Annotated in this window: 12 protein-coding genes; 9 read left to right on the forward strand and 3 right to left on the reverse strand. The window is 52.1% G+C overall.

Going from position 1 to position 13,069, the window contains the following annotated elements; translation table 11 throughout:
- Positions 1–38: 38 nt before the first annotated feature.
- The 3 genes from JYB63_RS17845 (at position 39) to can (ending at position 3,530) form a co-directional block, all read left to right on the forward strand.
- Entirely contained in the window at positions 39–1,460 is a 1,422-nt protein-coding gene (locus JYB63_RS17845) for a glutamate synthase small subunit GltD family protein (protein WP_205659271.1), read from the forward strand.
- 156 nt (positions 1,461–1,616) lie between these two features.
- Positions 1,617–2,681: a uroporphyrinogen decarboxylase gene (gene hemE / locus JYB63_RS17850; protein ID WP_205659272.1), complete on the forward strand. Its 1,065-nt coding sequence runs from the start codon at positions 1,617–1,619 to the stop codon at positions 2,679–2,681.
- A 108-nt stretch (positions 2,682–2,789) separates the two neighbouring features.
- On the forward strand, positions 2,790–3,530 hold the full coding sequence (gene can, locus JYB63_RS17855; RefSeq protein ID WP_205659273.1) for a carbonate dehydratase: 741 nt from the start codon (positions 2,790–2,792) through the stop codon (positions 3,528–3,530).
- A 66-nt stretch (positions 3,531–3,596) separates the two neighbouring features.
- Here can and JYB63_RS17860 read toward each other — a convergent pair whose 3' ends face one another.
- Positions 3,597–4,874 carry an O-acetylhomoserine aminocarboxypropyltransferase/cysteine synthase family protein gene (locus JYB63_RS17860; RefSeq protein ID WP_205659274.1) on the reverse strand — a complete coding sequence of 426 codons (1,278 nt, stop codon included), beginning with the start codon at positions 4,872–4,874 and terminating at the stop codon, positions 3,597–3,599.
- A 169-nt stretch (positions 4,875–5,043) separates the two neighbouring features.
- Between JYB63_RS17860 and radA the strand changes: the two genes are divergently transcribed.
- Positions 5,044–6,432 carry a DNA repair protein RadA gene (radA, locus tag JYB63_RS17865; protein WP_205659275.1) on the forward strand — a complete coding sequence of 463 codons (1,389 nt, stop codon included), beginning with the start codon at positions 5,044–5,046 and terminating at the stop codon, positions 6,430–6,432.
- Here radA and JYB63_RS17870 read toward each other — a convergent pair whose 3' ends face one another.
- The gene (locus JYB63_RS17870; protein WP_315982333.1) at positions 6,433–6,795 is read right to left on the reverse strand and encodes a PilZ domain-containing protein; all 363 of its coding nucleotides are present in this window, start codon (positions 6,793–6,795) and stop codon (positions 6,433–6,435) included.
- Positions 6,796–6,990: 195 nt separating this feature from the next.
- The gene (ettA, locus tag JYB63_RS17875; RefSeq protein ID WP_205659277.1) at positions 6,991–8,649 is read right to left on the reverse strand and encodes an energy-dependent translational throttle protein EttA; all 1,659 of its coding nucleotides are present in this window, start codon (positions 8,647–8,649) and stop codon (positions 6,991–6,993) included.
- Positions 8,650–8,991: 342 nt separating this feature from the next.
- Between ettA and nrdR the strand changes: the two genes are divergently transcribed.
- The 5 genes from nrdR to ribH all read left to right on the forward strand — a co-directional run bounded on the left by nrdR (position 8,992) and on the right by ribH (position 13,065).
- Complete coding sequence (nrdR, locus tag JYB63_RS17880) at positions 8,992–9,465, forward strand: transcriptional regulator NrdR (protein ID WP_205659447.1); 474 nt, start codon at positions 8,992–8,994, stop codon at positions 9,463–9,465.
- Positions 9,455–10,630: a bifunctional diaminohydroxyphosphoribosylaminopyrimidine deaminase/5-amino-6-(5-phosphoribosylamino)uracil reductase RibD gene (gene ribD / locus JYB63_RS17885; protein ID WP_205659278.1), complete on the forward strand. Its 1,176-nt coding sequence runs from the start codon at positions 9,455–9,457 to the stop codon at positions 10,628–10,630. The genes nrdR and ribD overlap by 11 nt, the downstream gene beginning before the upstream one ends.
- Before the next feature lie 51 nt (positions 10,631–10,681).
- The gene (locus JYB63_RS17890; RefSeq protein ID WP_205659279.1) at positions 10,682–11,341 is read left to right on the forward strand and encodes a riboflavin synthase; all 660 of its coding nucleotides are present in this window, start codon (positions 10,682–10,684) and stop codon (positions 11,339–11,341) included.
- Between the two features lie 67 nt (positions 11,342–11,408).
- Entirely contained in the window at positions 11,409–12,527 is a 1,119-nt protein-coding gene (gene ribBA / locus JYB63_RS17895) for a bifunctional 3,4-dihydroxy-2-butanone-4-phosphate synthase/GTP cyclohydrolase II (RefSeq protein ID WP_205659280.1), read from the forward strand.
- Positions 12,528–12,591: 64 nt separating this feature from the next.
- Positions 12,592–13,065: a 6,7-dimethyl-8-ribityllumazine synthase gene (gene ribH, locus JYB63_RS17900; protein ID WP_205659281.1), complete on the forward strand. Its 474-nt coding sequence runs from the start codon at positions 12,592–12,594 to the stop codon at positions 13,063–13,065.
- The last annotated feature ends 4 nt before the right edge of the window (positions 13,066–13,069 follow it).

Genomic DNA, 13,069 nt, shown 5'->3' on the forward strand with positions numbered 1-13,069 from the left:
TCGCAGAGTGGGTCTGTACCGCTAGACGGGGTAGAGATATGTCAGAACGTCTAAATAACGATTTTCAGTTTGTCGAAGTGGACCGTAAAGGTCCGGTAAAAATTGCGGCGGCAGTCCGTAAGCAACAGTTTGCAGAAATTTATGAGCCGTTTCAGCAAAAGCAGGCCAGCGAGCAGGCCCACCGTTGTCTGGAGTGTGGTAACCCGTATTGCGAATGGAAATGCCCAGTTCACAACTACATTCCGAACTGGCTGAAGCTGGTATCTGAAGGCAACATCATTAAAGCGGCGGAACTGAGCCATCAGACTAACTCCCTGCCGGAAGTCTGTGGCCGGGTTTGCCCGCAGGATCGCCTGTGTGAAGGTGCCTGTACACTGAATGATGAGTTTGGTGCGGTTACCATCGGTTCGGTTGAAAAACATATCACTGATACGGCCTTTGCTATGGGCTGGCGTCCGGATATGAGTAAGGTACCGGAAACCTATAAAAAGGTAGCTGTCATCGGTGCGGGACCTGCGGGTCTGGCCTGTGCCGATATACTGGTGCGTAACGGTGTGACACCGGTCGTTTTTGACCGTCATCCGGAAATTGGCGGTTTGCTGACCTTCGGTATTCCGGAATTCAAGCTGGATAAAGACGTAATGGTACGTCGCCGTGAAATCTTTACTGAAATGGGTGTTGAGTTCCGTCTTAATACCGAAGTGGGTAAAGATATCCAGATGCAGAAACTGCTGGATGAATACGACGCGGTATTCCTGGGGATGGGTACCTATACCTATATGAAGGGTGGCTTCCCAGGTGAGGATCTGGAAGGTGTGCATGATGCCCTGCCATTCCTGATTTCCAACGTGAACCGCTGCCTGGGTTATGAGCGTAGCGAAGAAGAATACATCGGTGTCGCGGGCAAGAAAGTGGTTGTGCTGGGCGGCGGTGATACCGCGATGGACTGTAACCGGACGTCGGTGCGTCAGGGCGCGGAGAAAGTTATCTGTGCTTACCGTCGTGATGAAGCCAACATGCCGGGTTCCAAGCGGGAAGTGGAAAATGCCCGTGAAGAAGGGGTTGAGTTTATGTTCAACCGCCAGCCGGTAGAAGTGGTTGGTGAAAACGGCAAAGTTGTTGGTGTTAAGGTTGTGACTACCGCTTTGGGTGAGCCGGATGAAAATGGCCGTCGCCGTCCTGAAGTGGTGGCTGGCAGTGAAGAAGTGATTGACGCAGATGCGGTATTGGTTGCTTTTGGTTTCCGTCCGAGCCCTGCGCCATGGTTTGCTGATTTCGGCATCGACCTGGAACAGGATGGCCGGATCACAACTTCTGTGAATCAGCAGTATGCTTTCCAGACCAGTAACCCGAAAGTGTTCGCCGGTGGCGATATGGTTCGCGGTTCGGATCTGGTGGTAACGGCAATTGATGAAGGCCGTAAAGCAGCTGAAGGCATTCTGGACTATCTTGAAGTCTGAGTGATCTGAATGCATAAAGGCTCCGTAAGGAGCCTTTATTGTATTTACAGGCTGGAAAAAATATCGGCAGCAGGATTTTTTTTGATCTGAGTTGCAGAACAATTGTGGCCAACCCTGTAGAATAGCCGCCAATCTGTTTTGACCCGAGAGAATCTGATGACCGAACTGAAGAATGATCGCTTTCTGCGTGCCCTGTTGCGTGAACCTGTGGATGTTACACCGGTATGGATGATGCGCCAGGCTGGCCGCTATCTGCCAGAATACCGTGCAACCCGGTCTCAGGCGGGTGATTTTCTGAGTTTGTGTAAGAATAAAGAGCTGGCCTGTGAAGTAACTATTCAGCCGCTGGAGCGTTATGAGCTGGATGCAGCCATTCTGTTCTCAGATATTCTGACGATTCCGGATGCCATGGGGCTGGGTCTGTACTTCGAGACTGGCGAAGGTCCAAAATTTAAAAAGATTATCCGCACAGAAGCGGATGTGGCGGCGCTGCCGGTACCGGATTCGGCGAAGGATCTGGACTATGTGATGAATGCGGTGAAAGAAATTCGCCGTGAACTGAATGGCCGGGTGCCACTGATTGGCTTCTCTGGCAGCCCGTGGACACTGGCAACCTATATGGTTGAAGGCGGTTCCAGTAAAGATTTCCGTCACATTAAAGAAATGATGTATGCCACCCCTGAGGTGATGCATGCTTTGCTGGATAAACTGGCACAGTCGGTAACCGACTATCTGAATCAGCAGATTCTCAGCGGTGCTCAGGCGGTACAGATTTTTGATACTTGGGGTGGTGTATTAAGCGGCCCGATGTATCAGGAATTCTCACTGCGTTACATGCAGCAAATTATCTCCGGACTGATCCGCGAACACGAAGGACGTAAAGTGCCGGTAATCATGTTTACCAAGAACGGCGGTCAGTGGCTGGAAACAATGGCTGAGGCAGGTGCGGATGCACTGGGTCTGGACTGGACCACAAATATTGATGATGCCCGTGCCCGTGTGGGTAACAGCGTTGCCCTGCAGGGGAATATGGATCCGAGCGTACTGTATGCCTCGCCGGAACGTATTCGTCAGGAAGTGGGTGATATTCTGGGTCGGTTTGGCGCAGGTTCAGGTCATGTGTTTAATCTGGGACATGGTATTCACCAGTTTGTTGATCCGGAACGACCGAAAGCGTTCGTTGATGCGGTTCACGAACTGAGTGCGCAGTACCACAAGTAATTATAAGAAAGGGGGCTAATACAGCCCTCTTCGTTTATGCCTTGGAAGGCACACAAAATGTAATGGATTTTCTAAAAGGCAAACTTAACTCGGGTTCCAAAGGGTGTTATGAGTAATCGACTTACTGATTTACTTGAAAGTAATAAAGAATGGGCGGAGAAGATCAATAAGGAGGATCCTGCGTTCTTCGAAACACTGGCGCAGCAACAGTCGCCAAAATATCTCTGGATCGGTTGCTCTGACAGCCGGGTACCAGCTAATGAAATCGTTGGTATGTTACCGGGTGAGCTGTTTGTGCACCGTAATGTTGCCAATCTGGTAATTCACAGTGATATGAACTGCCTGTCGGTAATTCAGTATGCTGTGCAGGTACTGAAAGTTGAGCACATTCTGGTTGTTGGCCACTATGGTTGTGGCGGTGTAGCTGCATCGATTGCCGATAAATCAAACGGTATGATTGATAACTGGTTGCGACACATCCGTAATGTATATGTGCATCATAAAGATCTGTTATCTGCCTGGGATCATTCCCACCAGAAGCTGGACCGTCTGTGTGAGCTGAATGTGATCGAGCAGGCTTACAATGTGTGTGATTCCACCATTGTTCAGGAAGCCTGGGCGGCTGGTCAGAAACTGACAGTACACGGCTGGGTTTATGGCCTGAGTGACGGCCTGGTGAACGATCTGGAATTCAACGCTTCCTGTAAAGATGATGTCCCGGAGCAGTACAAGCTGGCACTGAGCAAAATTGAAGCACTGCGTGAACTGGCAATGGCGTCCAGCAACAAGGGCAAGAGTGCCCGTTCGCTGTGGGCCCGCGTGCAGCAGGTGTTTAATAAAGCGAATTGATTATTCTGTCTGATAAAAAAGCCCTGCCAGGTATACCTGGCAGGGCTTTTTTGATTGCTTAACTGCTTATTGTTGTGCAGCGTTGAAGGCTTGTTCCAGATCGGCCAGCAAATCATCAATGTGTTCGATACCGACGGATAAACGTACCATGTTTGGTGTGACGCCGGCGGCTTTCAGTTCTTCGTCGTTTAACTGACGGTGAGTGGTTTCAGCCGGAATAGACGCCAGGGACTTACAGTCACCGATGTTCACCAAACGCAGGAATACATTCAGCGCGTCATAGAAGCGGCGGGTACCTTCCCGGCCAGCCTTCAGGCCGAAACTGAGAATACCGGACGCCCGGCCATTCATATACTTTTCAGCCAGTGCGTTATCTTTATGGCTGCTCAGGCCCGCATAATTCACCCACTCAACCTGATCATGGTTGTCCAGGAATTCAGCAATACGGGCACTGTTTTCACAAATACGTTCCATCCGCAGTGGCAGTGTTTCCATACCCTGTAATAGCAGGAAGGCATTCATCGGTGACAGTGCTGCCCCCATGTTGCGCAGTGGCACTACCCGGCAACGGCCAATAAATGCGGCGGGGCCGAATGCTTCGGTGTACACCACGCCGTGGTAAGAAATATCCGGCTCGTTTAACAGAGGGAAGCGTTCTTTATTCTCTGCCCATGGGAAGTTACCAGAATCCACGATTACGCCGCCAATGGAGTTGCCGTGGCCGCCAATGTATTTGGTGGCAGACTGCACAACGATATCGGCACCGTGCTCGATAGGGCGCCAGAGCGCTGGGCTTGGAACGGTGTTATCCACAATGACCGGTACACCTTTACTGTGTGCCAGCTCACTCAGCTTCTCAATGTCGGCAATGCTGCCGGAAGGGTTGCCTACAGACTCGCAGAATATGCCTTTGGTGCGTTCGTCGATGTTTGCTTCGATGGCGGCATAATCATCTTTATCCACAAAGCGTACTTCAATGCCCTGGCGGGGCAGGGTGTGGGCAAACAGGTTATAGGTACCGCCATACAGTTCGCTGGTGGCGATGATGTTGTCGCCCACTTCTGCCAGTGTCTGAATGGTATAGGTGATAGCTGCCATACCTGACGCGACAGCCAGTGCCGCAACACCGCCTTCCATTGCCGCAACGCGTTGCTCCAGTACATCTGTCGTTGGATTCATGATGCGGGTGTAGATATTTCCCGGGACTTTCAGGTCAAACAGGTCTGCGCCATGCTGGGCGCTGTCGAATGCGTAGGAAGCTGTCTGATAGACAGGTACGGCAACTGCTTTAGTCGTTTCGTCAGGGGTATAACCGCCATGCACGGCGAGTGTTTCCAGTTTCATTGTCTGATCCTTCAAAATAATTACATAAGAATGTAGCGGAGCGCTTTCGATTGTAATCTCTTTGCGTAATAAAGAAAGCCGGTGTTTTTTGCTGCCAGTGGCCGGTGCTTTTGTTTAGAATGCCTGATCGGATCAGAAGTGTTTCTCACGGGAAAATCAGGGGTTATTCATGGCAAAGCAGAAAACTGCATATGTGTGTAATGAGTGTGGCGCGGATTACACTAAATGGCAGGGGCAGTGTACTGCCTGTATGCAGTGGAATACCCTGACGGAAATTCGTCTGAGCAGTGCTAAACAGTCCGGTTCCAGGGGGGCGCGGTTTGACAGCTACGCGGGCAGTGCTGCGTCCGGTGGACTGCCGCATAATAAAGTAACAGACCTGGCGTCGGTGGATCTGGCCGAAATGCCACGCTTTGGTTCGGGGTCCGGAGAGCTTGACCGGGTGCTGGGTGGTGGTCTGGTACCTGGCTCCGCTATTCTGATTGGCGGTCATCCGGGAGCGGGTAAGAGTACCCTGTTGCTGCAGACCATGTGTTATCTGGCGCAGCAAATGCCGGCTTTGTATGTTACCGGTGAGGAATCATTGCAGCAGGTCGCATTGCGGGCGAATCGCCTGGGAATCAGCGCACAGAATCTGAAAATGCTGTCTGAAACCAGTGTTGAAGAGCTGTGCGCGGTGGCTGAAACCCTGAAGCCGAAGGTACTTGTTGTTGATTCCATTCAGGTGATGCATGTGGCGGATGTAACGTCTGCACCGGGCAGTGTATCTCAGGTACGCGAAGCGGCAGCTTATCTCACCCGCTTTGCCAAACAGACGGGCACTGTATTGTTTTTGGTGGGCCATGTCACCAAAGATGGCAGTCTGGCTGGTCCGAAAGTTCTTGAACATATGATTGACTGTTCACTGCAGCTGGAGGGCGACAGCGATGGCCGTTTCCGTACTCTGCGCAGCCATAAAAACCGCTTTGGTGCCGTGAATGAGCTTGGTGTATTTGCCATGCTGGAAAACGGTTTGAAAGAAGTGAAGAACCCCAGTTCGATCTTCCTGAACCGGGGCGAGCAACCCAGCCCGGGCAGTCTGGTGATGGTGGTTTGGGAAGGTACCCGGCCATTGCTGGTGGAAGTGCAGGCGCTGGTGGATCAGACTCACATGAATAATCCCCGTCGGGTGGCGGTCGGTCTGGAACATAACAGGTTGGCAATGCTGCTGGCGGTCCTGCATCGTCATGGCGGCTTGCAAACCGGTGATCAGGACGTATTTGTTAACGTTGTGGGCGGCGTAAAGGTGCTGGAAACGTCGGCGGATCTGGCGCTGTTGCTGGCCGTTGTCTCCAGTTTCCGTGACCGGGTGTTGCCGCAGGATCTGATTGTTTTCGGGGAAGTGGGGCTTTCGGGAGAGATTCGTCCGGTCCCTAATGGTCAGGACCGGATCCGGGAAGCGGCTAAACACGGTTTTACCCGGGCGATTGTGCCTAAGGCTAATGCCCCTAAGACGACGCCCAAGGGCATGAAGGTAATCGGTGTCAGCCGTTTATCAGAAGCGCTGGATGCGATCTGATTATTTCTCATCCATCAGGTGTTCAAGTTCCCGTTCCAGTAAGGTTTCGTCGCCCAGGTTGAGCTCGACCAGGCGGCGCAGGTGGGAAATACTTTCAATGCTGATGTTGTTGGTGTGGAAGCCCAGCTGCTTGCCTTCCTGATGCATCAGGGTGGAGGGCAGCTCCATCAGAATATCGTTGGCAGCCAGGTGAATTTTCAGGGTGACCTGAGTGCCGAGTTCAATTGGCACTGCTTCATCTACTTCAACCAATGAGCCTTTGAAGGACAGGTCCAGCAGATGGACTGGCCAGATATGCTCATCATCAACAATTTCTGTCTGAGCATCGAATTTAATGCGTTTAAACCGGCGTCGTTCTTGCACGGGCTGCACTCCTGCTGTGAATCACTAATACTGCAGAGATAGTGACATTGGATAATAACTTGCCTACTTCGCCTAAGAGTACAACCTAACTTGGGTAATTTAAACCCTGTTAAAAAACGATGGATAGATCGTGGGTATAAAAAAACCGGCTGAATCAGCCGGTTTGTTTTTCGGGTCAGCACATGTGTTAAGTGCTTAAGCCAGACGCTTGTACTTAATACGTTCAGGCTGGTGGTCTTTACCGTGGCGGCGTTTGTAATCTTCAGCGTATTCAGTGTAGTTACCTTCAAAGAATACGGCTTCAGAGTTGCCTTCGTAAGCCAGCATGTGGGTACATACGCGGTCAAGGAACCAGCGGTCGTGGGAAATAACCACGGCACATCCAGGGAAGGCCAGCAGTGCTTCTTCCAGTGCACGCAGAGTTTCAACGTCCAGATCGTTGGTCGGTTCGTCAAGCAGCAGAACGTTGCCGCCTTCTTTCAGCAGTTTGGCCATGTGCAGGCGGTTACGCTCACCACCGGACAGGTCTTTAACAAACTTCTGCTGATCAGAACCTTTGAAGTTGAAGCGGCCACAGTATGCACGGGATGAAGTGCTGTAGTTACCGACAACAATGTTGTCCTGACCGTCAGAGATTTCTTCCCAAACGGTTTTGGTACCGTCCAGATCACGGTCCTGATTGACATAAGCCAGCTGTACCGTTTCACCGATTTCGATGCTACCGGAATCTGGCTGTTCTGCACCGGTGATCAGCTTGAACAGGGTAGATTTACCGGCACCGTTACCGCCGATAATGCCGACGATAGCACCCTGCGGGATGCTGAAGCTCAGATTTTCAATCAGCACCTTATCGCCAAATGCCTTGCTGACATTATCCAGAACGATAACTTTTTCACCCAGACGCGGGCCAGGCGGAATGTAGATTTCCTGAGTTTCGTTACGGGTTTGGAATTCGCGGGAGCTCATTTCTTCAAACTGACGCAGACGGGCTTTGGATTTAGCCTGACGGCCTTTCTGTCCCTGACGTACCCATTCCAGTTCGGAGTTGATTGCTTTCTGGTGAGCGGCTTCCTGCTTGGCTTCCATCTTCAGACGGTTGTCTTTCTGTTCCAGCCAGGAAGAGTAGTTGCCTTCGTACGGAATGCCGTGGCCACGGTCCAGTTCCAGAATCCAGCCGGCAGCGTTATCCAGGAAGTAACGGTCGTGGGTGATCGCCACAACAGTTCCCGGGTATTCCTGCAGGAAGCGCTCGATCCAGGCAATAGATTCTGCATCCAGGTGGTTGGTTGGTTCGTCCAGCAGCAGCATGTCTGGCTTATCCAGCAGCAGGCGGCACAGCGCAACACGGCGGCGCTCACCACCGGACAGGTGCTCTACACGGGCATCCCATGGTGGCAGACGCAGTGCTTCAGCGGCAACTTCCAGCGTACGTTCCAGGTTGTGACCGTCTTTGGCGGCAATCAGGTTTTCGAATTCAGCCTGGCGTTTCGCCAGTTCATCAAAGTCGGCATCAGGTTCGGCGTACGCGGCATAGACTTCATCCAGACCGGACAGGGCGTCTTTAACATCTGAAACCGCTTCTTCAACAATTTCGCGGACGCTTTTGGTATCGTCCAGTTCTGGTTCCTGTGGCAGGTAACCCACGTTCAGGTCTGGCATTGGGCGTGCTTCACCCAGGTAGTCTTTGTCGATACCGGCCATGATACGTAACAGGGAGGATTTACCTGAACCGTTCAGGCCCAGTACGCCGATTTTGGCACCCGGGAAGAAGGACAGAGAGATGTCTTTAAGAATTTCACGCTTGGGTGGGACAACTTTGCCCACCCGGTTCATGGTGTATACGAACTGGGCCATTACAGAACCTGTATGCTGGATGTAAGGGATTCTGCCGGTCAGTAGGGAAGTCGGCAGCCTAAAATTTGCTGCATATTTTAGCTTCAGGCTGTCGCTAATGCTAGGCGCTGAGCCAGGGTTTGCCGGTGTAAGCAAAGAGATGCTGATAAATTATCAAAATGACCGAATTTCTCTGCTACAGCGCCTGCTATTACGGCTAAACTTCGCGTATAATGTCTGCCTTTTTTGTATCTGCGCAGGGCTTATCCGCCGGCGCGGATGTTCTATCTGACTGCGGTGGCTGATAATGCCGCCGGAATGACCGTTCAAAAGACGGTCCTGACGCTCTTTGAGGTTGGTTCTATGCATTGTCCGTTCTGTGGTGACCATGAAACCAAGGTGGTCGACTCCCGTCTGGTGGCTGAAGGCCAGCAGGTACGTCGTCGCCGGGAATGTATGAGCTGTCATGAGCGTTACACCACCTACGAAACTGCTGAACTGTTAATGCCTAAGGTTATTAAGGCCGACGGTTCGCGCCAGCCGTTTGACGAAGATAAGCTGCGCGGCGGTATCCAGCGGGCGCTGGAAAAACGGCCGGTCAGCGTTGAAGATATTGAATCCTGCATCAGCCGAATTAAACACCGTTTACGGGCGACCGGGGAACGGGAGTTGGCGTCACGTATGTTTGGTGAAGAAGTGATGCGGGAATTACGTAAGCTGGATGAAGTTGCTTATGTGCGTTTTGCTTCTGTTTATCGCAGTTTCCAGGACATAAACGAATTCAAGAAAGAGATTGAGCGTTTGTCGGAAGCGAAGGACGGCGCAGATGTCGAGTAATACTGAACATTGGTCCGCTGATGATCACCGCTTTATGGCGCGGGCGGTTGAGCTGGCAAAGTGTGGTCTGTACACCACAGAGCCCAACCCACGGGTGGGCTGTGTACTGGTCCGTGACGGTGCAGTGATTGGTGAAGGTTTTCACCGGATAGCCGGTGAAGGTCATGCGGAAGTAAATGCTTTACGGGCGGTTGCCGATGCCGGTGAAACGGCGGAGGGCGCAACAGCGTATGTGACTCTTGAGCCTTGCAGCCATTTCGGTAAGACCCCTCCCTGTGCTGAGGCGCTGGTAAAGGCCGGAGTTGCGGAAGTGGTTGTCGGTATGGTGGATCCTAATCCACAGGTATCAGGGCGGGGAATTAAGCGCTTAGAAGATGTCGGTATACGGGTACGCACTGGCCTGCTAAATGCTGAAGCAGAAAGCCTGAATCCCGGTTTCAACAACCGGATGCGCGTGCAGCGTCCGTTCGTGCGACTTAAACTTGCTGCCAGTCTTGATGGTCGTACGGCAATGGCCAGTGGCGAAAGCCAGTGGATAACCGGCCCGCAAGCCAGGCAGGATGTTCAGCGACTGCGTGCCAGAAGCTCAGCGGTTATTACCGGTATCGGCTCGATTCTGTTGGATGATTCCTCCCTGACGGTTCGTGCTGAACAGTTAGGCTTGCCGGATGCTGAGCTGATTTGCCAGCGGCAGCCTTTGCGGGTGGTGCTGGACAGCCAGGGACGTATCCCTGAAAACGCAAAGATTTTACGCCAGCCGGGTAAAACGCTGGTGGTCAGTCAGGCTGAGTGCCCGGCGTTTTTCAGCCAGCTGGCGTCGTCTCAGGACACATCTGCTGAGCTGGAGTGGTTACAATTAGCCGGCACTGAGGCCGGTATTGATCTGCTGGCACTGTTGGAAGCGCTTGCGCAGCGTCAGTGTAATGAAGTGCTGGTTGAAACCGGTGCAACTCTGGCGGGCAGCTTTATCCGTCAGGGGTTGGTGAATGAAGTGGTGTTATATCAGGCAATGACATTGCTGGGCAGTGAGGCCCGCAGTCTGGTTGAGTTACCATTGCAGAAAATGCAGCAGCAACAACGCTTAACCCTGACCGACAGCAGGGTTCTGGGAAATGATATCCGGTTAACATTGGTGCCGGTTAATCACACAGATACTGCTGACTAAACATAGATAACAGGCTGCTGACAGGCAGCATGAAGGAATTGATTAAGACGTATGTTTACGGGAATCATCGAAGCGCTGGGAAGTATTGCTGCTACGGAGCAGGTACAGGGTGACCTGCGACTGTATATCCGTACCGGCTCGCTGGATCTCAGCGATGTGGCGCTGGGAGACAGTATTGCCGTGAACGGTGTATGTCTGACTGCGGTAGAGTTGCCAGGCGACGGTTTCTGGGCGGATGTGTCCCGGGAAACCCTGGTGCACACCCGTTTTCCAGACTTAAAGCCCGGTGAACAGGTCAACCTTGAAAAGGCAATGCAGCCAAGTGGCCGGCTGGGTGGTCACATCGTCACCGGTCACGTAGACGGTTTGGGTAAGGTAAAGAGCCGTCATGAAGATGCCCGCTCGATCCGTTTTGAGATTGAAGCGCCGGCAGATATCAGCCGTTATATTGCGGCAAAGGGATCAATTACTGTCGACGGAACGAGTCTGACAGTGACCGCGGTGGAAGGTAACAATTTTCAGCTGAACATTGTGCCGCATACCGCTCAGGAGACGATTCTGGCGGGCTATCAGGCCGGGCGTCTGGTACATCTGGAAGTCGATATTATTGCCCGGTATATGGAGCGTTTACTGAACCGTACCGCCGAACAAACTGAAACGTCAGGTGTCAGCATGAGCACTCTGGCAGCAGCCGGTTATCTTAACCGGTAATACATTTCGCTATGCTGCTGGTTACCGGCAGGGTGGCATCAATTTTTTGAACTGAGGTTTTGGATCGATGAATCTGAACACACCTGAAGAACTGATCGAAGATATTCGTCAGGGTAAAATGGTTATCCTGATGGATGACGAAGACCGTGAAAATGAAGGCGATCTGGTAATCGCTGCGGAAATGGTACGTCCGGAAGACATTAACTTCATGGCGACCCATGCCCGCGGTCTGATCTGTCTGACGCTGACCCGCAAGCACTGTGAACAGCTGAAACTGCCGTTAATGGTACAGAGCAACGGCGCTCAGTTCTCGACGAACTTCACCCTGTCTATTGAAGCCGCGGAAGGTGTGACAACGGGTATTTCTGCCGCAGACCGTGCTCATACGGTGCGTACTGCAGTGCGTCATAACGTAAAGGCGGAAGACATTGTTCAGCCGGGCCATATTTTCCCACTGATGGCACAGCCAGGCGGTGTTCTGAGCCGTGCCGGTCATACTGAAGCCGGTTGTGATCTGGCGCGTCTGGCGGGTTGCACGCCAGCGGCGGCAATTGTTGAAATTATGAATGATGACGGCACCATGGCCCGTCGTCCTGATCTGGAAGTGTTTGCTGAAAAGCATGACCTGAAGATCGGTACCATTGCGGATCTGATTCACTACCGGGCAACTAACGAACATACTGTTGTCCGTGAAAGTGAGAGCGTTCTGCCAACCGAGTTTGGTGATTTCACCTGCTTTACATTCCAGGACGAAATTCAGAACTGCACCCATCTGGCGCTGACCTTAGGTGAAATTTCCGCTGATGAGCCGACGCCTGTCCGGGTTCACAGCCGTACTGAAGTACTGCGTGACGTAGTCGGTGCCAGCCAGGGTGAAGAGCAGAAGTGGACCATGCGCCGTGCATTACGCAAAGTCGCTGAAGAAGGCAAGGGCGTTGTGCTGTTGCTGGATACCTCTGAGCGGATCGATCTGGGTGATGCCCTGAATCAGATGCTGAATAAAGATAAAAAGATCCGTCCGGCGAACGTAAGTGCCTCCGGTTCGTATCTGACGGTGGGAACCGGCTCGCAGATCCTGCGTGATCTGGGTGTGGGCAAAATGCGTCTGCTGAGCTCACCGATGAAATTTAATGCAATTTCCGGTTTTGATCTGGAAATTGTTGAATATATTACCTGTGAAGAATAATGCTGTTATGGCTGCCGGGCAGCCATAAGTGCGAATGAATAATTGACGATAGGATTAAGAGAAAATGTCAGTACAGTATGTGGAAGGTGATTTCCTGACCGGTGGCGGTAACTACAGCATCGTGGTTGGCCGTTTTAACAGCTTCGTTGTTGAAAGCCTGCTGGAAGGTGCGATCGACACGCTGAAGCGTCACGGTGTTGAAGAAAGCAACATCCGTGTTGTGCGTGTGCCGGGTGCATTTGAAATCCCTCTGGCGGTTCAGAAAGTTGCTGCACAGAAGAAAGACGATGCAATCATCGCTCTGGGTGCAGTTATCCGCGGTGGTACTCCGCACTTTGAATATGTATCCGGTGAGAGCTCTAAGGGCGTTGCTCAGGTTTCTCTGGATTACAACGTGCCGGTTGCGAACGGCATCCTGACAGTAAACTCCATTGAACAGGCAATTGAGCGTTCCGGTACCAAAGCCGGTAACAAAGGTGCTGAAGCTGCACTGTCTGCGCTGGAAATGGTTAGCTTGCTGCGCCAGCTTGAAGGGTAAGTGA

Origin of the sequence: Aliamphritea spongicola (assembly GCF_017051665.1) — a bacterium.
GTDB lineage: Bacteria > Pseudomonadota > Gammaproteobacteria > Pseudomonadales > Balneatricaceae > Amphritea > Amphritea spongicola.

Bases quoted from the DNA above. Each gene is read 5' to 3' on its own strand.
- ribBA (WP_205659280.1), top strand. From the start codon at position 11,409: ATGAATCTGAACACACCTGAAGAACTGATCGAAGATATTCGTCAGGGT.
- ettA (WP_205659277.1), bottom strand. From the start codon at position 8,649: ATGGCCCAGTTCGTATACACCATGAACCGGGTGGGCAAAGTTGTCCCA.
- hemE (WP_205659272.1), top strand. From the start codon at position 1,617: ATGACCGAACTGAAGAATGATCGCTTTCTGCGTGCCCTGTTGCGTGAA.
- radA (WP_205659275.1), top strand. From the start codon at position 5,044: ATGGCAAAGCAGAAAACTGCATATGTGTGTAATGAGTGTGGCGCGGAT.
- ribH (WP_205659281.1), top strand. From the start codon at position 12,592: ATGTCAGTACAGTATGTGGAAGGTGATTTCCTGACCGGTGGCGGTAAC.
- JYB63_RS17860 (WP_205659274.1), bottom strand. From the start codon at position 4,874: ATGAAACTGGAAACACTCGCCGTGCATGGCGGTTATACCCCTGACGAA.
- JYB63_RS17890 (WP_205659279.1), top strand. From the start codon at position 10,682: ATGTTTACGGGAATCATCGAAGCGCTGGGAAGTATTGCTGCTACGGAG.
- nrdR (WP_205659447.1), top strand. From the start codon at position 8,992: ATGCATTGTCCGTTCTGTGGTGACCATGAAACCAAGGTGGTCGACTCC.
- can (WP_205659273.1), top strand. From the start codon at position 2,790: ATGAGTAATCGACTTACTGATTTACTTGAAAGTAATAAAGAATGGGCG.
- ribD (WP_205659278.1), top strand. From the start codon at position 9,455: ATGTCGAGTAATACTGAACATTGGTCCGCTGATGATCACCGCTTTATG.
- JYB63_RS17845 (WP_205659271.1), top strand. From the start codon at position 39: ATGTCAGAACGTCTAAATAACGATTTTCAGTTTGTCGAAGTGGACCGT.